Below are 19986 nucleotides of genomic sequence, written 5' to 3' on the forward strand. Positions count from 1 at the left end.
ACCCCTTCAAGTCAGGAGCTTTCCCATGTCCACTGATACCGCACGCCCGTCCCGCCCCAGCCACCGCCGTCTGATTGCCGCCCTCGCCCTCGGCGCGGCCGGCCTGGCCGTGACCGGAAGCGGCGTTTATGCCGCCCTGACCGCCACGGCCTCCAACACATCCGCGCAGAGCGTCACCAGCGGCACCTTGAGCCTGACAATGTTCAACAACGGCAACGGGTTTGGCCAAAGCGTCTCCAACCTGGCCCCCGGCGACACCGTGAACCGGTACGTCAACCTCACCCAGGGAAGCGACCTGGACGCGAAGGCCCTGACCCTGGGCGTCAGCGCAGCGGCAGCGAACAAACTGACCAACGACGCAATCAACGGCCTGCAAGCCACTGTCACCCAGTGCGTCGGCGGCACCTGGACCGCCGGAACCGGTGTCTGCAGCGGAACCACCACCATTCTGGTCGCCAGCACGCCGCTCAGCACACTGGCCGCCACACCGGCCTCCGTCGTCGCCGGCCCGGTCTCCGCTGGAACGGTGCTGAACCTGAAGATTGCCCTGACCCTGCCGGACCAGGCCGAGACCACTGTCAACGGCGTCGCGCCCGTCGGCACCACCATTCAGGGCCTGTCGGCCTCGCTGACCTGGACGTTCTCCGAGACCCAGCGCACCGCCGCCAACACCACCAGCTGACCCATCCGCCATGCCGTTGCAGCGGATCAGCAGCAGGGCGGTCGCCGCAGTCCCGGCCACCGCCCTGTTGCTGTGCCTCGCCGTCACCCCGGCGCAGGCAACCGGCAAGGCCGAAGCACGGTCAGTATCCCAGCAGGCCGGCGCCGGCAGCTGGGGCGCGGTGGCGACCACCAACACCGCAGCACCCTACGGCACCGGACCCCTGGCCCTTCAATTCACTGGCTTGTTGCTGGTTCTGCCGTCGCCGAAGTTCTTCAACGTCGCCAACACCGGAACCCTGACGTTGACCGGAGCGACTTACACCGCCACCACAACGCAGCCCGCCGCCGTCGTGGAGGCCTGCAGCACGTCCTGGAACGAATCAAACAACACCTGCCCCTCCGGTACCATCACCCAGATCGTGCAGACCGGAACCGGCCCTTCCGCCTCAACCTTCGTCCCCGTGAATGCCGGAGCGGCTATCCGGCTGCGGGCACGCATCACGTCGTTGTTGTCCCTAGGGATCGCAGCCACAGTCACGATCGGGGTCTCGGTGGACCGGGGCCAGGTCCGCACCGCCACGACAACAAGCTCCTAAGGTGGCCGTCCGGCCTGCCCAGAGGTGATCTACTAACCAGGCACCACCCCACCAAGACCGAGGCCCATGCAATCACCCAACTCGAAGCACCGGGACACCAAGCCAGCCTCCTGCCGTAGATGCGGCCGCGCCACGTCGGCACAGCGGACTTGAGCGCTTCCAGCTGTCCAAGGTCCAGGGCGCCGCGCTTAGCCTGGATTCGGCGGCCGTGCAGCCAGATCCCGACAGCGCGCTCATGGGGGTCCTGGGCACGGTGAGGGCGTGCCGGCCGGCTTTGCTCCTCGGAATGCGTCAAGACGCTCTCGCGCAGCGGCCTCGATCTCTGACTTGCCTACGGGGATTTCATCGGGATTCGCATGCACAAATCCCATGACCGGGACGCCCTGGCAGAACGGATTCATCGAATCATTCAACGCCCAGTTCAGAAGTGATGGGGGCCCAACCAATCCGAACGGCGTACCTTCTTGCCGCACACAGCTCCCTTTAAACGACTGCAGGCCGGGCCCGCCCCTGTGAAGGGCAGACCCGGCCTGTGGTTGCAATCCGTCTAGTCACTCACTGGCGTGCTTGCCATGGGCAGCGATGTACTGCGCGGCGGCACGCTGGAGTTTCCGTTCCTTGGCGAGTTCCTTGCTGATGGCCTTCAGCTCGGCGGCTACCCTGGCCTGCTCCACGGCAACGGCACGCTGTTCCTCGGCCTGCTGGTGCACGGCAGCGAGCGCCCGGGCCAGCTGGGCCTGCTGCTCGGCCAGCAGCTGCTGTGTCTCCTGGATCAGTGGTACGACGTCGGCCGGCTGGGTACGCTCGGACGGCTGGCTACGGTACTCCGCCAGCATGGTCCGTGCCCTGGCGGGCGGCTGATCCCGTAAGGAGGGACCTTCAGACCCGTCGAAGCCCGGTGCCCGGCGGGTCTCAGCGGCGCGCTGCCTGCTGAACACTTCCACAAACTCGCGGTCCAGGTCATCGCCGGCTTCGGTGGCCGCCGGGATACTCCTTGAACCGGGCGTGGTCTCTGCGGCAGGTGAGCTGCCGGCGAGGGGCGAGGCACCGCCGTCGGACGCGTTTGCAGTGTCCCCAAGCAGCGCCGGCTGCTCGGGCAGTTCCAGCAGCGCCGGGACTTCGGGCTCCGGCTGGATGTCCACCGTGCGCCGCAGCGGCTTTTCCTTGATGAACATGATGGCGATGAAGGCCACCACGCTGATAACGGCGGCGATCAGGAAGATTTCGGCAGTCGCATCGCCATAGGCGGCCCGCATGATCTCGCGGACCGGTGCCGGCATGTCCGTCAGGTCCATGCTGGCGCCGGTGGAACCGCCGTCCACCGCGATGTTCGCCGCGGCGAAGCCCTGCATGGCGAGTTCCTTGACCCGGTTGCCGAGCACGGCTCCCAGAACGGAAACGCCGATTGCTCCGCCGACAGACCTGAAGAACGCCACCGAGGCACTCGCCGTGCCGATGTCGCCAGCGCGGACCGTATTCTGCACGGCCAGCACCAGGTTCTGCATCAGCATGCCGAGACCCAGACCCAGCACGGCGGTGAAGACGCCTGCCTGCCAGAGTTCGGTGGTGTGGTCCATGGTGCCCGCAAGTCCGAGCCCGCCGATCAGCAGCAATGAACCTGCGATCAGATAGCGCTTCCACTTTCCGGTCCGGCTGATCAGGAGGCCCGATGCCACCGAGCCGATCAGGTTGCCGGCGATCATGGGAAGTGTCAGCAGGCCGGCCTCGGTGGGCGAAGCGCCGCGGGCCACCTGGAAGTACTGGCCCAGGAACGTGGAGGAACCGAACATGGCCACACCGACCGCCACGGAAGCCAGGATGGCCAGGGCGGTGGTGCGTTCGGAGATGATTTTCAGCGGGATGATGGGCTGCGCCACCTTGGACTCAACCAGCACCAGGAGGGCCAGGAGCAGGACACCGCCGCCCACCATGGCTGCTGACTGCCAGGACCACCAGTCGTAGTAGTCCGGGTTGCCTGCAAAGGAGACCCAGATGAGGAGCAGGCTCACGCCCGAGGTCAGCAGGATGGAGCCGAGCCAGTCGATCCTGGCCGGGCGCTTGATGTGCGGGATCTTCAGGGTGATCTGGAGCAGGATCAGGGCGACGACGGCGAGCGGCACGCAGACGAAGAACGTCCAGCGCCAGCCGAGCGGGCTGTCAACGATGAATCCGCCAAGCAGCGGGCCGCCGGCGGTGCCCACTGCCATCACGGCGCCCATGTAACCGGAATACTTGCCGCGGTCACGGGGCGGGATCATGGAGCCGATGATCGCCTGGGCCAGGGCGGTGAGCCCGCCCATGGCGACGCCCTGGATAACGCGGGCGGTCAGCAGCAGCGGGATGGTCTCGGAAAGTCCCGCCATCACGGAACCGGCCACGAAGATCACGATGCTGAGCTGCACCAGGACCTTTTTGTCGAAGAGGTCCGCCAGCTTGCCCCAGATGGGGGTGGTGGCGGCGTTGGCCAGCAGGGCCGCGGTGATCACCCAGGCGAAGTCGGTCTGGGTGCCCTTGAGCTCAGACATGATGGTGGGCAGCGCGTTGGCCACGATGGTGCTGCTGAGGATGGCGGTGAAAAATGCGGCCAGGAGCCCGGTGAGGGCTTCCATGATCTGGCGGTGGGTCATAACGGCCTGCGGGGCCGGCAGTTTTGCCGGCAGTTTTTCCGGTGCGGGGGCCGGCGACGGACCGGTGGCGGCAGCGTGGCTTGCCATATATCTGCTCCTAAACGGGTTGTTGTTGGATGTGCGTGGATCCGGCCGTCTTTGCCCGGACGGAGTCCCTGAGGGATTCCGCAAGTTTCTGAAGGATTTTCGCCGTTTCTTCGGCGTCCTGCTGGGTCCAGTCCTGCAGGTAACCCTGAAGGGTGGCGGTCCGGTGCGCCTCGATTTGCCGAAGCCGTTCAGTTCCGGCTTCCGTCAGCGCCACGAGTTGAGCGCGGCCGTCCTCAGGATCCGGCCGGCGGACCACCAGGCCAAGCTCCTCGAGATCAGCTATGTGCCGGCTCAGGACCGGTGCGCTGACTCCCAGCCGCTCGGCCAGATGAGTGGCCCTGGATTCGCGCTCCCCCACGAACCTGAGGACACCCTGGAGCGCTATCCCGGCGTCCTGCCCGCGCGTGTTCGACACGGCAACGCATCTGACAGCCCGTTGGAGGTCAAAAATCCGGCAGACGAGTTCTGCTGCCGTGTTCGGCGCAACTGACATGGTGGAACGCTCCCCTTTTGCTTGCCTTAGGCAACTATATACCTTAATGGTTGCTTTGGGAAACTAACGAGGGCTCGCCGGTCTTTGAGTGCCCGGCCAACGCGGCGCAGCCTTTAAACACCGAGCGCGAACGAACGCCTGAGGCCCCAAATCCGCCGGAAATGGGGCCTCAAGCGTTCGTTCGCGCTATGTGGTGCGGGTGGTGCTGTGTGCTGATGGACCGGTTCAGCTGTCCAGATGGGTGGGACCGAACATCTTAAGGAGGGTTTCGACGACGACGACGTTGGGCCCGTCTGCGGCGAAGCCCGCCTTGAGGGCGTTCCCCACATCCTCCGGGGCCACCCGGGTGGCCGGCACGCCGAATGATTCGGCCAGCTTCACGAAGTCGGGCCGGGCCAGCTCGGTGGCCGTGGCCTTGCCGAACGCGCCCACCATGTACTCGCGCAGGATGCCGTAGCCGCCGTCGTCCACAATCAGCCACGTGACCGGGATGTTGTGCTGCCTGGCCGTGGCCAGCTCGGAAATGGAATACATGGAGGAGCCGTCGCCGGACACCGCGAGCACCCGGGCCGAGGCGCCGGACTTGCCCGTGGTTTCCAGGCCCACCGCGCCGCCGATGGCCGCCGGGAACCCGTAGCCCAGTCCGCCGGCGCCCTGGGCAGAGTGGAACTGGCCGTCGCGCGCGTCCCAGCAGCTCCAGCCCCAGTACGCCGAGATGGTCATGTCCCAGAAGGTCTGCATGTCCGCAGGAACCGCCTCCCGGATATCGGCCATGAACTTCAGTTCCTTGCCAAGGTCCTGGGATTCCAGCCGGGCTCTCACCTTGGCCAGCGAGTCCTTGACCAGATCCTCGGGTGAGGTGCCATGCCAATCGGCGCGCTCTCCGTGCGGCTCGGTCAGCGCTTCGTCCAACGCTGCCAGCGCCTGGCCGGCGTCTGCCCGGATGCCAAGCCCCGGGCGGTTGGATTCGAGCACGCGGGGCTCGGCGTCGATCTGGATAATGCGGCCGCGAGGTTCGAACGTGAAGTAGTTGGACGTGACCTCGCCCAGCGACGAGCCGATCACAATCAGCACGTCCGCATCCTCGAGCAGCTCCGTCATGTAGCGGTCCTCAATCCAGGACTGGAGCGAGAGGTCATGGTTCCACGGGAACGCGCCATTGCCGCCGGGGGTGCAGATGACCGGGGCCCGCAGCTTCTCCGCGATGGAGCGCAGGGATTTCTCGGCCCTGCCACGGCGCGTACCGCCGCCGGCAATGATGGCCGGACGTTCCGCCGTCGACAGCCATTTCACTGCTTCACGGATCAGCTCCACCCGGGGCGGGTTGTCCGCCGCTTCGGCAAGAGCATCCTCCACCGGCGGCACCATTATGGGGTCAAGCAGCACGTTCTGCGGGATTTCCAGCCACACGGGGCCCTGCGGCGAGGAGATGGCCTCGGTCCAGGCGTCCTGGATCCCGGACGGAATACCGGAGGCGTGCTGGATGAGTCGCTGGCTCTTGGTGACGTTCGCGGCCGAGGCCTTCTGGTCATCGAGCTGGTGCAGCATCCCCTTGCGGCGTGCACCGAGTCCTTCGAGCGGGATCTGGCTGGCAATGACCACCATGGGAACGCCCGTCGCGTACGCTTCCTGCAGCCCGGCGAGCGACGTCAGTGCGCCCGGGCCGGTGGAAAGGAACAGCACGCCCACTTCGCCCGTGGCGCGGGAGTATCCGTCAGCCGCGAAAGCCGAATTGTTCTCAACGCGGGAGGACACAAAATGCAGGTTTCCGCGGCCCATGGCATCGAACAGACCAAGGGCGTGCTGGCCCGGAATACCGAAGACCGTTTTGGCACCGAGAGCTTCAAGGGTTTCGACGACGAGGTCCCCGCCGTTGCGGACGCTGGTCCCGGTGTTTGTCCCCGCGGGGGCGGCTGCTGTGCCGGGATCGAAATCAATCATCTGGAAAACTCCTTGGTCTCGGTGGAGTTGGCGCCGGGTGCGGCAAATCCCGCCTGGCGCCGGGATTCCTGGCCGAGTGCCTGTGCCGCGTAGCCGTTGGGGGCGCCGAAGCGGTCCCCTTCAACAGCATTGTCCGCCATCAGGGTGACGAGCTCGTACGCAACATGGCTGGCGGCCACGCCGGTGATTTCGGCGTGGTCGTACGCGGGTGCAACTTCAACGACGTCGGCGCCCACCAGGTTCATGCCGCGGAAACCACGGATGATTTCCAGCAGTTCACGGCTGGTGATGCCTCCGGCTTCGGGAGTGCCGGTGCCGGGGGCGTGCGCGGGATCAAGAACATCGATGTCCACGGAGATGTAGAGCGGGCGGTTGCCGATCCGGTCGCGGACCTTGGCCACGGTCTCGAGGACGCCCTGGTAGTAGACGTCAGCAGAGGTGACGATGCCGAAGCCGAAACGGTGGTCGTCGTCGAGGTCCTTTTTCCCGTACAGCGGGCCTCGGGTGCCGATGTGGCTGATGGCCTCGGTGTCCAGGATGCCTTCCTCAACGGCCCTGCGGAACGGCGTGCCGTGGGTGTATTCGGCGCCGAAGTAGGTGTCCCACGTGTCCAGGTGCGCGTCGAAGTGCAGCATTGCCACGGGCTCACCGGCACGCTCGGCGGCCGCTCGGAGCAGCGGGAGCGCGATGGTGTGGTCCCCGCCGATGGTGAGCAGTTTGCTGCCCGAAGCCGTCAGGTCCAGGGCGTTCTGCTGGATCGTCTCGATTGCCTCGTTGATGTTGAACGGATTCACGGCCATGTCCCCGGCGTCCGCGACCTGCACGTTTTCGAAGGGGCTGACATCCCAGGCCGGGTTGTAAGGCCGCAGCAGACGGCTGGCCTCACGCACGTGGTTGGCGCCAAAGCGCGCGCCGGGCCGGTAGGAAACACCGGAGTCGAAGGGCACACCCACCACCGTGATGTCCGCTTTGGCTACCTGGTCCAGCCTGGGCAGTCGGGCGTAGGTGGCGGCTCCCGCGTAGCGCGGGATCCGGGATGAATCGATGGGGCCAAGGTTGCCGTTGGCTTCGATGCGCAGCTCTTCCAAAAGAACGCCTCTCCTTCGAGGATGAAACGATAGATGTGACAGCCATCATACACTCAGAGTTGCCTTATGTGCATCAACTGTTTACAAATTCTCTATTCCGGTGGCCTGCCAGCACCGCCTGCCCGGATGCCGCGCCTGCCACCCGCCCTTCCTGCCCGGTTGCTGTTTGCCACCCGCCCTTCCTGCCCGGTTGCTGTTTGCCACCCGCCCTTCCTGCCCGGTTGCTGTTTGCCAATCAGCTTTTTCGGCGGCGATTCCCATGGACACGCCGGGATGACGCCCAGCAACTGGGCAGGAGCGGCGGGGCCCGGGCGGGGCTGAACGGGGCAGGTTTGTCCACATAGGCCAAGCCACCTCTACCGGTTCAACGGGGCATTCCGTCGACTGAAGCGATGGAACCAGTTCAGTACCTCAGAAGCATTGGTGGAATTGCCCGCACGGGCCAATTGCTGCGCGCCGGATCCTCCAGGATCGACTTACTGGCGTTGGCCTCAGCAGGAGCGTTGCAGCCCCAGCGCGGCGTGTTTGCCCTTCCGGACTGCGATCCCGCTTTCCTCATGGCTGCGAAACACCGGGCCAGGGTGTCATGTGCCAGCGCGGCCAGGCACTACGGACTCTGGCTGCGCACCCCTCCGCCATCAACCCATCTGAGCTGTAACCATGGCCACGGATTCGGATTCGTCCGGCACCGGACCGCGCGGTTTTCCCCGCATGCCGCCCTGCCGCTACCGGCCGTCGAAGATGTCGCGCTGCACGCGCTTGCGTGCCTGCCTGTTCCGGCATCGACGGCCCTCGCAACGTCGGCGGTCCGGCTGCATGGAGTTCCGATTGCCCTGCTCGAATCCCAGTTATTGGCGGACCGCTCGGGCAGCGCGCTCCGCGCTCTTCAGCTGGTGGATTTGCGTACGGAATCCCTTGTCGAGGTGGAAGCCCTGCACTTGTTTTCGCAACTCGGGCTCGAGGTGGAACTGCAGGTGCAGCTGGACGGAATCGGCCGGGTGGATTTCCTGCTGGAAGGGTTCCTGATTGTGGAGATCGACGCTTTGGCGTTCCACTCGTCCCGCGAAGCAAAACGCCGGGACACCTCCCGGAACAACGCCTCAACCCTCAGCGGCTACCCTGTACTGCGCTACATGCCGGAGCATATCTGGTCCGAACCTGACAGGGTGGTCGCTGAAATCATGGCTGTCATTCACGGACGCATCATCCGCTGACGACGTTCCCGCCCGGTTGCGAGTTCCCAATCAGTATTTCCGACGGCGTTTCCGAGAGACACGCCGCGAACAGGCCGAGTAACCGGGCAGGAACGTCAGCAAGCGGCAGCCGGCCCGGCAACTTCAGGCGACAAGGAAACGCCTAGCGGCTGGCCGCCGGGACCAGTACCCAGAGCACCTCAACGGATTCGTCCGTGGGGTTGGCCCACGTGTGCGGCTCGCGGCCGGGGAACGTCACGGTGTCCCCCGTGTTGAGCAGATATTCCTCGTTGGTGAGGATGAGCCTGATGCTGCCCTTGATCACGTGCAGCACGTCCACGTCGCAGTCCACGGCGTAGAGCTCTGATTCGCCACGCCCGCGGGGCTCGATTACGGCCTGGATGATCTGGATCCGCCGCTCCGAACGTGCAGTGAGGAGCCGCTCCACAATGCCTTCGCCGCCGAGCGATATCCGTGGGCCTTCGGCGCGCTTGGTCAGGTGGGTCTCGGGCGCAGCGAAGAGTTCGCCGATGGATATGGACAGAACCTGGCAGAGAGTGACCAGCGAGGCAACCGACGGCGATGTCAGGTCCCGCTCAACGCGGCTCAGGAAACCTTTGGTGAGGCCGGTGGCATCCGCGACCTGTTCAATGGTGAGCCGCTGGGATTGCCGGGCGGCACGGATTCTGGAACCGATGGCAACAGGAACATTGCTCGGTTCAACTGGTAGCGCCTTCATGTACGAACCTTTCACGGCCGGATGCAGGCCCCATCTTTGGAGCCATACTAACCGCATACTCGCGCCGTGACGCCGGAACGCGGGCCTGGACCAATTGCGTCTTGATTGTTACCCCGGTCACAATATACGCTTTATGGCAACAAGTGTTGCCTATTAGGCAAAATTCGAGAAATCTCCTCTCGCTACCCGTCAAAAGAGCAGTGGAAATCAGGCCTGCGCCACCTCCACGGGCGCCTACGCCACCATCTTTCGTGGTGCTCTTCGGCCGGGACCGCGCCCTGGCAATCGCGATCGGCGGCGCCATCGTGCTGGTCTACTCGACCATCGGCGGCATGTGGTCCATCACCCTCGCCGACCAGGTGCAGTTCGTCATCAAGACCGTCGGAATCTTCTTCCTGATGCTGCCGTTCACGCTCAACGCGGCCGGCGGCCTGGACGGCATCCGCAGCCGTGTGGATGAGAGCTTCTTCCAGATCGGCGGCATCGGCATCCAGACCATCATCACGTACTTCGTACGTCTACACCCTGGGCCTGCTGATTGGCCAGGACATCTGGCAGCGTGTCTTCACCGCCAGGAACCCCACGGTTGCGCGCTGGGGCGGCGCCACCGCAGGCGTCTACTGCATCCTCTACGGTGTGGCCGGCGCACTGATCGGTCTGGGCGCCAAGGTGGCTCTGCCGGACATCGACGTGGCCAATCTCGGCAAGGACGTAGTGTACGCGGCAGTGGCCCAGAACATCCTTCCCATCGGCATGGGCGGCCTGGTTCTCGCCGCGGCCGTTGCAGCCATGATGTCCACTGCGTCCGGAGCACTGATTGCCGCTGCAACAGTGGCCCGCGCCAACGTCCTGCCGTTTGTTGCCAGCTGGTTCGGCAAGGACGTCAACGCTGACGACACAGACAACCCTGAGCACGACGTCAAGGCGAACCGGCTCTGGGTGCTTGGACTCGGCGTCGTCGCCATTGTTATAGCCGTCATCACCAAGGACGTGGTGGCTGCCCTCACCATCGCCGGGGAAGCGCCGCCGCGGCGCTGTTGTACAGTAGGACCAGCTTCAAGAGATGTGGCACCAAGCTCCGACTTGCCACGCACCAACCCCATGTTCACGGGTGGTTCGGATGAGGAAGCGGCCCGTCGCGGACCAGAGACAACCGCCCGGGCAAGAGCACTCCCACAAGGAGCCCGCAATGGCCTACCGCTATGCCGTCGCCTCATCCCCGGCGCTGCCGCCCGAACTCCCCGCAATTCCGCCGGCAAAACAATCAGCAGCACCGCCGCCCCCACGGCCGTATTTCCTGGTGATCCCGGGCGTGGACGTCACTCTCGGCACCGTCACTTTTGTCGTCAACGACCGGCTGGAGCGGCACTGGTTCCACGAACCGCGGCTGATTGCGCGGGCGCTGTCCCAGGCAGTCCGGCCGGCACGGTGGTTTCCCGAAACCCAGGTTCTGACGCTCACGGTTGCCGCCACCGGGCACCGTGCCGGCCTCGAAAAACACTTCAGCTTCGCGCCGACGCTGCGCGGCCTGCTGTTCTGAGATTCGTCAGGTTCCGTTAGCCTTCGGGTTCACGGACATCGTCCGTGTCCACAGGCACAACGCGTTCCTCGGCGTCGATGAACTCTGCCGGCGGCACTACCGATTCCTCGGAGTCGAGGAATTCATCCTGGGCGTCCCAGTCTTCATCAGCAGGTGCGTCATCGGCGTAGTCGTAGGCTGGGTCGGATTCAACAGTCTGCCGGCCGGACTGGTCCGGCTTCGGTCCGTTGGTATTCATGATGCACACCTCCGTGTGGTGGACTCTTGTGCACCTTTCCATCGGGCACACTTTCATCAGAGCACCGCCACCGGAGCCGGTCAAGGGTCTCCCGGTAGCGGCTCGGGACGCACTGCGCCGGTTGGCGGTTTTAAGGTTTGCCTAAACTTTTCAGTGAGGACTACCGGCCGGAATTCCGCGGATTTCCGCGGTAAGCTGGGCATTGCAATGGGGCCGAACCATGCCCCGTCGAGCCCAGGAGTCCCCGTGTCTCAGCACGCAAAATCTGATCAGCGCCACAACGCCCACGCGGCCTCCTCTCCCGTCTCAAATGCGCCCGCCTCAAACGCCCCGGCCCCCGAGGCGTCCCGTTCTCCCGAGGCCCCCGCCCCTGAGGCGGCCGGTTCCCCCGAGCCCCCCGGCTCCCCCGTCTCCGGCAATGAACCGACCACCGCGGACATCAAACGCTGGCGCCAATACCTGGCCGACGAACGCGCCGAGGCTTCCGTCTACCGTGACCTGGCGCAGAACCGCAGCGGCGAGGAGCGCTCCATCCTCCTGGCTCTGGCCGAGGCCGAGGGCCGCCACGAAGCGCACTGGCTGCGGCTGCTGGGCGGGCACGCTGAAAAACTGCGGCCCGCATCACTCCGCAGCCAGCTGCTGGGATTCCTGGCCCGGCATTTCGGCTCCGTTTTTGTCCTGGCGCTGGCGCAGCGGGCAGAGGGCCGCTCGCCCTATGCCAAGGATCCCTCGGCCACCGCCGCCATGGTTGCCGACGAACAGATCCACGAGGAAGTGGTCCGCGGGCTGGCAACCCGGGGACGCAGCCGGCTGGCCGGCACCTTCCGTGCCGCGGTCTTCGGCGCGAACGACGGCCTGGTCAGCAACCTTTCCCTCGTCATGGGTATGGCCGCCTCCGGAGTAGCGAGTTCCGTGGTGCTGCTCAGCGGCGTTGCCGGGTTGCTCGCCGGCGCACTGTCCATGGGCGCCGGCGAATTTGTGTCCGTCCGCTCGCAGCGTGAACTCCTGGCCGCCACCCGCCCCACCCAGATCACCCTGGCCGCGGCGCCGCAACTGGACCTCGAGCACAATGAACTCCTGCTCGTGTACCTGGCCCGGGGCATGTCCCGCGAGGCAGCCGAGCACAGAGTGGCGGAGCGAACAGGCCTGGTCGCGTGCGACTGCGATCCCAGCCTGTCGCTGCAGCCGCAACTGCCGCAGACGCAGGACCAGCACGAGGCCGTCGGCACGGCATGGGGTGCCGCACTGTCCAGCTTCTGCTTCTTCGCTTCAGGGGCCATCGTCCCCATCCTTCCGTTCCTTTTCGGCATGACCGGAGTGGCGGCGCTTGTAGTAGCCGGTGTCCTGGTGGGCGTCGCGCTGCTGGCGACTGGCGGCGTCGTCGGCCTCCTCTCCGGAACATCCCCCCTCACCCGGGGACTCAGGCAGCTGGCCATCGGCCTCGGCGCTGCTGGCGTGACCTATCTGCTGGGCATGGCATTCGGCGCTGTGGTGGGCTAGTGGACAGCCGGCATCCGCGTCACTCGAGCCGTGTGGGGGCAGCCGGCAGGATTCTCCGGAATCTGCTGATGATCGCCGCCATTGGCGCGGCCGCGTTCCTGGTGGCCGGACTCGTGTACGGGGATCCGAGGTTCGTGGGGCTGCTGGACGTCCGCATCGGAGCAGGCAGCGGTCAATCCGGTCAGGCAGCGGAGCCCGGCGGCCAGGCCGGCGGGCTGGCCGGCGGGCTGGCCGGCGGCCAGCAACCCGGCGCGGAACGGCGCACGGATGCCCCGCCGCCCGGACTCGAAGAGGCGGACGCACCGCTCGGCACGCCCCAGGCGCCGCCCTCCCCCAGCGATTCCTACAAGTTTTTGGCCACGAACGACGACGGCACACCGGTGGGTTATTCGCCGTGCCGTCCGCTGCACTACGTAGTCAACGCGGAGGTGGCGCCTGCCGGCGCGGAGCAGCTGGTCTCCGACGCAATCGACACGGTGGCGCTGGCGACCGGAATCCGTTTTATCGACGACGGTGCCACAACGGAGCGGCCCTCTGAACAGCGTGCTCCCTACCAGCCCGACTCCTATGGAGACAAGTGGGCGCCGCTGCTCATCGCCTGGACCACACCGGAAGAAGCCCCCAAGCTCAAGGGCCAGGTGATCGGTACGGGCGGCAGCACACACTACAGTTTCGGCGACGGCCCCAAGAGTTTCGTCACCGGAAGCCTGGAGCTGGACGGTCCGCAGATCGCCGTGGAGCTGACGCAACCGGATGGTTCCCGCTACGCCACTGCCGTGATCCTGCATGAGCTGGGCCATGTCATGGGGCTGGAGCACGTTGATGACCCCGTGCAGCTGATGTACCCGGAGATCGGCGCCCCGGACGGCCTCGCCGCCGGCGACCTCAACGGCCTGTACGAGCTTGGCAAGGCCCGGTGCCGAAAAGACCTGTAGAGCCGCGGGCACAGTGACTATTTGAGAACCACCGTCCTGTTCCCCTGCAGGATCACGCGGCCTTCGCAGTGCCACCGGACAGCGTTGCTGAGCGCCTTGCACTCGGTGTCCCTGCCCGCTGCCACCAGGTCCTCAGGACCGAAGGTGTGGTCCACCTCCACCACCTGTTGGGAAATGATGGGGCCTTCGTCCAGTTCGCCATTGACATAGTGCGCAGTGGCACCCACGGTCTTCACTCCCCGGGCGTAGGCCTGGTGGTACGGTTTGGCGCCCTTGAAACTCGGCAGGAACGAGTGGTGGATGTTGATGGCCCGGCCGTCCAGCTGCCGGGTCAGTCCATCGCTGAGAACCTGCATGTAGCGGGCCAGGACCACCAGTTCGACGTCGAACCCGTCGATGAGTTCCAGCAGCCGTGCCTCCGCATCCGGCTTTGTGGCTGCTGTGACGGGTACGTGGAAGAACGGGATGCCGTGCCATTCCACGAGAGTCTGGTGATCGGTATGGTTCGAAACCACCGCAACCACTTCCACCGGGAGCTCCCCGATTCTGGCCCGGAAGAGGAGATCGTTCAGGCAGTGCCCGAACCTGGACACCATGATCAGCACCTTGCGCTTGGAGCCGTGCTGCTCGAGCTGCCAGCTCATGCCGTATTTTTCGCCTACCGGTGCGAAGGCTGCCCGGAGCGCGGCCGCTGTGGAGGCGCCGCCGTCGGACATTCCTGCCGCGGCTGAAGCGTCCGATGGGACGTCGGCCGAGAAGTGCACCCGCATGAAGAAGTGCCCTGCGGAACGTTCACCGTACTGCTGGTTGTCGACGATGTCGCAGCCGTGTTCCAACAGGAAGCCGGAGACGGCGTGCACGATGCCCGGCTGTTCCGGGCAGTCCAGCGTGAGGACATGCTCAACGGTCGTTGCCGGCTCTGTTGCCCGGGTTTCAGCCTGGATTGCAGTCATGGCTCAGCACTCGATCACATTCACGGCGAGTCCTCCGCGGGAAGTCTCTTTGTACTTGGTTTTCATGTCCGCTCCGGTCTCACGCATGGTCTTAATAGCCTTGTCCAGTGATACTTTGTGGCTGCCGTCCCCGTGCAGGGCCAGCCGGGCAGCGTTGATGGCCTTCACGCTGGCGATCGCATTTCGTTCGATGCAGGGAATCTGCACCAGCCCGCCCACGGGGTCGCAGGTCAGGCCGAGATTGTGCTCAATCCCGACCTCAGCTGCGTTCTCCACCTGCGCCGGAGTGCCACCCAGGACTTCGCAGAGTCCGGCGGCCGCCATCGAGCAGGCGGAACCAACCTCGCCCTGGCAGCCCACCTCGGCCCCGGAGATGGAGGCATTGATCTTGAACAGAATCCCGACGGCGGCTGCCGCCAGCAGGAAACGGACCACGCCGTCGTCGTTGGCTCCGGGCACAAACTTCAAGTAGTAGTGCAGCACTGCCGGCACGATCCCGGCAGCACCGTTGGTGGGTGCCGTGACGATGCGTCCGCCGGCGGCATTTTCCTCGTTGACGGCGAGTGCGAACAGGTTCACCCATTCCATGGCCCGCAGCGGGTCGGTGGTGCCCGTGTCCGCGGTGAGGGTCTTGAACAACGACGGCGCGCGCCGCCGTACGTTCAACCCGCCGGGCAGGATTCCTTCCGCGGCGCAGCCGTTGTCCACGCATTCGCGCATCACCGCCCAGATTGCCAGCAGTTTCTCGCGGAGCTCTGCCTCGCTGCGCCAGACCAGTTCGTTGGCCAACATGACGTCGGAGATGGACATGCCTTCCCGGCGGCAGATCTCCAGGAGCTCATTGGCGGTGGTGAACGGGTAAGGGAGCACGGTTTCGTCGGCCACCACGCGGTCGGCGCCGTCGGCGTCGCCGTCCACCACGAACCCGCCGCCGATCGAGTAGTAGCTGCGTTCCCGGATCACTGCGCCGGCGTGGTCCAGCGCCCGGAAAGTCATCCCGTTGGGGTGGGCGGGCAGGGACTTGCGCCGGTGCAGCACCACGTCCTCGTCCCAGTTGAAGTCAATCCGGTGATGGCCACCGAGCCGAAGCTCCGCGTCCAGGGCAGCGGCCGCCACCTGGTCATCGGCCGTCGCCGTGTCCACTGTTTCCGGGTCCTGTCCCTGAAGCCCCAGCACCACGGCCTTGTCCGAGCCGTGGCCCCGGCCGGTTGCGCCCAGCGAGCCGAACAACTCGGCCTGCACACGTGCAGTGGACACCAGCTGGCCGGCAGCCTTCAGCCCATCGGCGAAGCGCTTTGCTGCCCGCATCGGGCCGACCGTGTGTGAGGACGACGGGCCGATGCCAACAGAAAACAGATCCAGGACGCTGAGCCCCATCAGGGGACCTCGGGGGAAGCAAACTCCCGCATGGCGTCCAGGATCCACCGGCCCAGGAAATCGGCAAAGGATGCCCGGGGGAACACCCGGAAGGTCTCCTCCCCCGTCTTGAGCAGCATCGTGGGAATGTGGCCGATCTCCGTGGCCAGTGCGGTGCCCGGCGCGAAGGTGCGCGCATGCAGGTCCAGGGAGCACCCCTTCTCCAGGACGGCCCTGGCGCGCTGGCCGCTGAGTTCAAAGGTGGTGCGGTTCGCCGAAAGGTCCACTACCTGGCCTTCACTGTCAGCGAGGGCTTCACCCAGAGCCTGGATCAGGTCACCGCCCAGCGAGTCGTGCGCGCTCTCCGGGGCAACCACCAGAAATTCCGTGGGGCCCAGCCAAAGCACAGCGACACCTTCACTTCCGCGGTCGCTGATGCCAGGACCGCGCCCGCCGACTTCGCCGCATGTCCCCGGGAGCCTGCCGATGACGGAGGCGATGCGGTCGCCCGCAGACGTTCCCGGCGTCGCCCGGATCCCCACCATGGTCTGGAACGGAATCTCCTTGAGTTCCACGGTGCCGGGTACGGAGCCGGATTCGAAGGCCGTGGCCAGATGTGAGGCCGGGCTGCGGCGGACTCCGCGGAGTCCATTGATGTGTGCAAGTGCTGCTGTCTCAGCCATCTTTGCGGTTCCCTTCAGCGTCGAAAAGTACGGTTTCTGCCACAACTACGTCAACGAGCTGGTCGCCGGCGGCGGCCACCAGGGTTTCGCCGATCCGGTTGCGGCCGTTCTTGATCAGGGCCAGGGCAAACGATCTGCCCAAAGCGGCGCTGTGGTAACTCGAGGTGACGAAGCCCTCCATGGGCACCGGTCCGTAGGCGGGGTTCAGGCTGATGCCCTGCTCCACCAGCTGGGTGCCTTCCGGCAGCCGGAAGGAACCGTCCACCGGCAGCACGCTGACCAGGTGCTTCCGGTCGGCCCGGGCCGCATCCTTGCGGCTGTAGGAGCGCTTTCCGATGAAGTCCTTGGCCTTGGACACCACCCAGTCCATGCCGGCATCCTGCGGGGTGACCGTGCCGTCCGTGTCCTGGCCGACGATCGGGTAGCCCTTCTCTGCGCGCAGCACGTGCATCGTCTCGGTGCCGTACGCAGTGATGTTGAATTCCGCCCCGGCAGCGGCCACCGCTTCCCAGGTATTCAGCCCGTACCAGGACGGGATGTTGATCTCGTAGGCCAGTTCACCGGAGAAGGAGATCCGGCAGATCCGTGCCTGCACTCCTGAGGCGAGTGTGGTCTCGCGGAATGTCATGAACGGGAAGGCCTCGGTCTTCAGCCCGCCGTCCGCTGCGAGCTGCGGGGCCAGTTTGGCCAGCACCGCCCGGGATTTGGGCCCGACGACGGCGATGGTGCTCCACTGCTCCGTCACGGAGGTGCAGTTCACATCCAGTTCCGGCCATTCGGTCTGCAGCCACTCTTCCAGCCAGTCCAGCACCTTGGCGGCGCCGCCCGTGGTGGTGGTCATGAAGAAGCGGTCTTGGTCCAGTCGCAGGGTCACACCGTCGTCGAAGATCATGCCGTCCGGCGTGCACATGACACCGTAACGGGCCGAACCGGGCGCCAGTTTCTTGAACGCGTTGGTGTAGATACGGTTCAGGAATTCGCCGGCGTCCTTGCCGCGGATCTCGATCTTGCCCAGCGTGGTGGCGTCCATGAAGCCCACGGAATCACGCACGGCCGCACACTCGCGCAGTACTGCCTCGTCCATGTCCTCGCCCGGCTGCGGATAGTACCAGGGCCGCTTCCACTGGCCGACATCCTCGAACAGCGCACCCTGCGCCACGTGCCAGGGGTGGATGGAAGTCACCCGCGCGGGGTCGAAGAGCTCCCCGCGCTGGCGGCCAGCCAGTGCGGCGAAGGCCACGGGCGTGAACGGTGCGCGGTACGCGGTGGTGCCGATTTCACCGATGCCGGCCGTGCCGCCGCCGCCGTGCTTGAGCGCCGCTGCGATGACGCCGATGGCATTGACGCCTGAGGTTTTTCCCTGGTCGTTGGCGGTGCTGATGGAGGTGTACCGCTTGATGTGTTCCACCGAGCGCATGCCGGCGCCCGTTGAGCGGAGCACATCCGCCACGGACTGGTCCCGCTGGAAATCCACGAAGTGGTGGTGCCAGTCCTCCGGTCCGCCGTGCTGGCCGGGAACGAGCCAGAGCTGGCGGGTGGGGGCGGAGGCCCGCGGTGCGGCCTGAAGCGAAGGTACAACGGCCGCGCTGAAACCGGCTGCGATTGCGGCGGCGGCCCCCGCGGAGATACCTTCGGCGAGGCAATCCGCGGGTTCGAAGCTGCCGCGGCCCGAGCCGGCAACCAGCTGGTTCGGAACCACCGAGCTTGGCACGAAGGCTGCCAGCTCCTCGTCCCAGCGCAGCTTGCCCTGGCGCTGGCTGTGCAGGTGCACCACCGGGCTCCAGCCGCCGGAGACAGCGAGCAGATCGCAGGCAATCCGTTCGATGCCCGAGGTGAGTTCGCCGTCGTCGTTCATGCTCCGGACCGTGACGCCGTTCAGGCGGCCACCGCCGGGGGTGTCGGTCCCTGAGGTGTCGGCAACGGCACTGCCGATCAGCACCCGGATGCCGGTTTCAACGGCGGCCGCTGCCTTGGTGCTGAGCTTCGGGCGGGCATCGACTACGGCGGCCACGGTGGCGCCGGCAGCCTGGAGATCCGCGAGCAGCTGGTAGGCAGTGTCGTTCGTGGTGCCGATGACCACCCGGGCGCCTGCGGCCACGGCGTAGCGGTTGAGGTAGCTGCGGACGGCGGAGGCGAGCATGATGCCGGGACGGTCGTTGTTTTCAAAGACCAGCGGGCGCTCATGGGCTCCCGGTGCCAGTACCACCTGCTGCGCCCGGATATGCCAGATCCGCTGACGGGAGACACCCGGGGCGGCCGGGCTGGACAGGTGGTCGGTTCGGTTCTGGGCCGCGATGAAGTAGTTCGAATCGTAGGAGCCAAAGGCCGTGGTGCGGTTAAGCACCGTGCACTCTTCCGCTGAAATCAGTTCGGCTTCCACATCCGCAACCCAGTCCAAAGCCTGTTTGCCTTCAATGGTCTCGGCCAGTCCCGGTGCGGTGGAACCGGACAGCAGGGTGCCGCCAAGCTCCGGCTGGTCATCGATCAGAATGACCCGGGCCCCCGTCCGGACTGCCTCGCGGGCTGCCGCCAGGCCCGCAGTGCCGCCGCCCACGACCAGGACGTCGGTGTGCACGTACTTCTTGTCGTACTCCGCCTGGTCCTCGTTGGGGTCCAGTTTGCCCAGGCCGTTAAGCAGCTCGACCTGAAGTCCGTCCACGAGGGAGACGGCCGTTGCCGGAAGCATGGATTCGGCGACGTGTCCCGGGAAGCGGGCAGCGATCTTCACCAGGGCATTGGGTTCCTCCACCCCGGCGGCCATGATGCCGCGGGGACGGCCCTCGTAGAGCGAGTTGCCGGCGTTGATGCGGCCGTTGGCCAACAGCGCCGAGGCGATGGTGTCCCCCGGGTGTCCGGCATACTCCTGGCCGTCCACGGTGAACCGCCAGCTGATGCTGCGGTCAATGCGGCCGCCGGTGCTGAGACGGGCGGGCTGCGGCTGAGTAGTCATTTGAGAGCTCCTTCCGGGGAAGCGGGGCTGCTGCTGGTGCCGGAGTTACCGGCTGCGGGGCTTGCGCTGGAGCCGGCGTTACCGGCTGCGGGGCTTGTGGTGGCGCCGGCTTCGGGGCTGCCGGCCGGGCGGGGTTCCCCCATCCGGTACACGGCCTGGATCTCATAGCTCACGGTGTCCCGGAGCATGTTGAACCATTGCCGACAGCCGGTGCTGTGCAGCCAGCGTTCGGCGAAGGCGCCCTTGGTGTTGTCCCGGTAGAACAGGTATTCGGCCCATTCACGGTCTGTCAGGGTGTCCGGGGCTTCCGGGTAGGCCACGTGGGCCTGGCCGCCGTACTGGAACTCGGTCTCGTCCCGGGAGCCGCAGTTTGGGCATGAAATCAACAGCATGTCCGGCCTCTT

The 19986-nt window shown here is 65.9% G+C and carries 17 protein-coding genes, 1 pseudogene and 1 riboswitch; of the genes and pseudogenes, 7 read left to right on the forward strand and 11 right to left on the reverse strand.

From position 1 onward, the window contains the following. Positions 1-25 precede the first annotated feature (25 nt). Positions 26-682 (forward strand): TasA family protein, encoded by a 657-nt coding sequence (locus V3C33_02810; GenBank protein ID XAS68274.1) that lies wholly within the window; start codon positions 26-28, stop codon positions 680-682. A gap of 10 nt (positions 683-692) precedes the next feature. Beyond that, a complete protein-coding gene (locus V3C33_02815; GenBank protein ID XAS68275.1) occupies positions 693-1259 on the forward strand; it encodes a hypothetical protein in 567 nt (188 codons plus the stop codon). 551 nt (positions 1260-1810) lie between these two features. On the opposite strand, the gene V3C33_02820 is transcribed toward V3C33_02815, so the two are convergent. The 4 genes from V3C33_02820 to speB all read right to left on the reverse strand — a co-directional run bounded on the left by V3C33_02820 (position 1811) and on the right by speB (position 7495). After that, positions 1811-3886, reverse strand: a complete 2076-nt coding sequence (locus V3C33_02820; protein ID XAS69625.1) for an MDR family MFS transporter — start codon at positions 3884-3886, stop codon at positions 1811-1813. Positions 3887-3983: 97 nt separating this feature from the next. Further along, positions 3984-4466 (reverse strand): MarR family transcriptional regulator, encoded by a 483-nt coding sequence (locus V3C33_02825; protein ID XAS68276.1) that lies wholly within the window; start codon positions 4464-4466, stop codon positions 3984-3986. Between the two features lie 225 nt (positions 4467-4691). Next, positions 4692-6407 carry a thiamine pyrophosphate-binding protein gene (locus tag V3C33_02830; protein ID XAS68277.1) on the reverse strand — a complete coding sequence of 572 codons (1716 nt, stop codon included), beginning with the start codon at positions 6405-6407 and terminating at the stop codon, positions 4692-4694. Further along, positions 6404-7495 carry an agmatinase gene (gene speB, locus V3C33_02835; GenBank protein XAS68278.1) on the reverse strand — a complete coding sequence of 364 codons (1092 nt, stop codon included), beginning with the start codon at positions 7493-7495 and terminating at the stop codon, positions 6404-6406. The genes V3C33_02830 and speB overlap by 4 nt, the downstream gene beginning before the upstream one ends. Before the next feature lie 392 nt (positions 7496-7887). Here speB and V3C33_02840 point away from each other — a divergent pair, with 392 nt between their 5' ends. Continuing rightward, positions 7888-8709, forward strand: coding sequence for a DUF559 domain-containing protein (locus tag V3C33_02840; protein ID XAS68279.1), 822 nt, complete (start codon positions 7888-7890; stop codon positions 8707-8709). Positions 8710-8851: 142 nt separating this feature from the next. Here the strand turns inward: V3C33_02840 and V3C33_02845 are convergent, their stop codons facing one another. Beyond that, on the reverse strand, positions 8852-9427 hold the full coding sequence (locus V3C33_02845; protein ID XAS68280.1) for a helix-turn-helix domain-containing protein: 576 nt from the start codon (positions 9425-9427) through the stop codon (positions 8852-8854). Between the two features lie 214 nt (positions 9428-9641). On the opposite strand from V3C33_02845, the pseudogene V3C33_02850 reads away from it, so the two are divergent. Together V3C33_02850 and V3C33_02855 are read left to right on the forward strand one after the other, a co-directional pair. After that, positions 9642-10441: pseudogene (locus V3C33_02850) on the forward strand (sodium:solute symporter). A gap of 40 nt (positions 10442-10481) precedes the next feature. After that, positions 10482-10601: riboswitch (SAM riboswitch) on the forward strand. Between the two features lie 15 nt (positions 10602-10616). Then, positions 10617-10967 carry a hypothetical protein gene (locus tag V3C33_02855; protein ID XAS68281.1) on the forward strand — a complete coding sequence of 117 codons (351 nt, stop codon included), beginning with the start codon at positions 10617-10619 and terminating at the stop codon, positions 10965-10967. A 16-nt stretch (positions 10968-10983) separates the two neighbouring features. On the opposite strand, the gene V3C33_02860 is transcribed toward V3C33_02855, so the two are convergent. Then, on the reverse strand, positions 10984-11205 hold the full coding sequence (locus tag V3C33_02860) for a hypothetical protein (GenBank protein XAS68282.1): 222 nt from the start codon (positions 11203-11205) through the stop codon (positions 10984-10986). Positions 11206-11451: 246 nt separating this feature from the next. Between V3C33_02860 and V3C33_02865 the strand changes: the two genes are divergently transcribed. Together V3C33_02865 and V3C33_02870 are read left to right on the forward strand one after the other, a co-directional pair. Then, on the forward strand, positions 11452-12705 hold the full coding sequence (locus V3C33_02865; protein XAS68283.1) for a VIT1/CCC1 transporter family protein: 1254 nt from the start codon (positions 11452-11454) through the stop codon (positions 12703-12705). 68 nt (positions 12706-12773) lie between these two features. Next, positions 12774-13640 (forward strand): matrixin family metalloprotease, encoded by an 867-nt coding sequence (locus tag V3C33_02870; protein XAS68284.1) that lies wholly within the window; start codon positions 12774-12776, stop codon positions 13638-13640. 17 nt (positions 13641-13657) lie between these two features. Here the strand turns inward: V3C33_02870 and purU are convergent, their stop codons facing one another. From purU to V3C33_02895, 5 genes are read right to left on the reverse strand one after another with little or no spacing between them, the layout of a single operon-like run. Beyond that, positions 13658-14593 (reverse strand): formyltetrahydrofolate deformylase, encoded by a 936-nt coding sequence (purU, locus tag V3C33_02875; GenBank protein ID XAS68285.1) that lies wholly within the window; start codon positions 14591-14593, stop codon positions 13658-13660. 3 nt (positions 14594-14596) lie between these two features. Beyond that, positions 14597-15970: an L-serine ammonia-lyase gene (locus V3C33_02880; GenBank protein ID XAS68286.1), complete on the reverse strand. Its 1374-nt coding sequence runs from the start codon at positions 15968-15970 to the stop codon at positions 14597-14599. Continuing rightward, the gene (locus tag V3C33_02885; protein XAS68287.1) at positions 15970-16632 is read right to left on the reverse strand and encodes a sarcosine oxidase subunit gamma family protein; all 663 of its coding nucleotides are present in this window, start codon (positions 16630-16632) and stop codon (positions 15970-15972) included. The genes V3C33_02880 and V3C33_02885 overlap by 1 nt, the downstream gene beginning before the upstream one ends. Beyond that, entirely contained in the window at positions 16625-19582 is a 2958-nt protein-coding gene (locus V3C33_02890) for a 2Fe-2S iron-sulfur cluster-binding protein (GenBank protein XAS68288.1), read from the reverse strand. Before V3C33_02890 ends, V3C33_02885 begins: the two co-directional genes overlap by 8 nt. Continuing rightward, positions 19579-19974: a sarcosine oxidase subunit delta gene (locus tag V3C33_02895; protein ID XAS68289.1), complete on the reverse strand. Its 396-nt coding sequence runs from the start codon at positions 19972-19974 to the stop codon at positions 19579-19581. Before V3C33_02895 ends, V3C33_02890 begins: the two co-directional genes overlap by 4 nt. Positions 19975-19986: the final 12 nt, after the last annotated feature.

The sequence above is a fragment of the Micrococcaceae bacterium Sec5.7 genome (assembly GCA_039636785.1).
Taxonomy (GTDB): domain Bacteria; phylum Actinomycetota; class Actinomycetes; order Actinomycetales; family Micrococcaceae; genus Arthrobacter.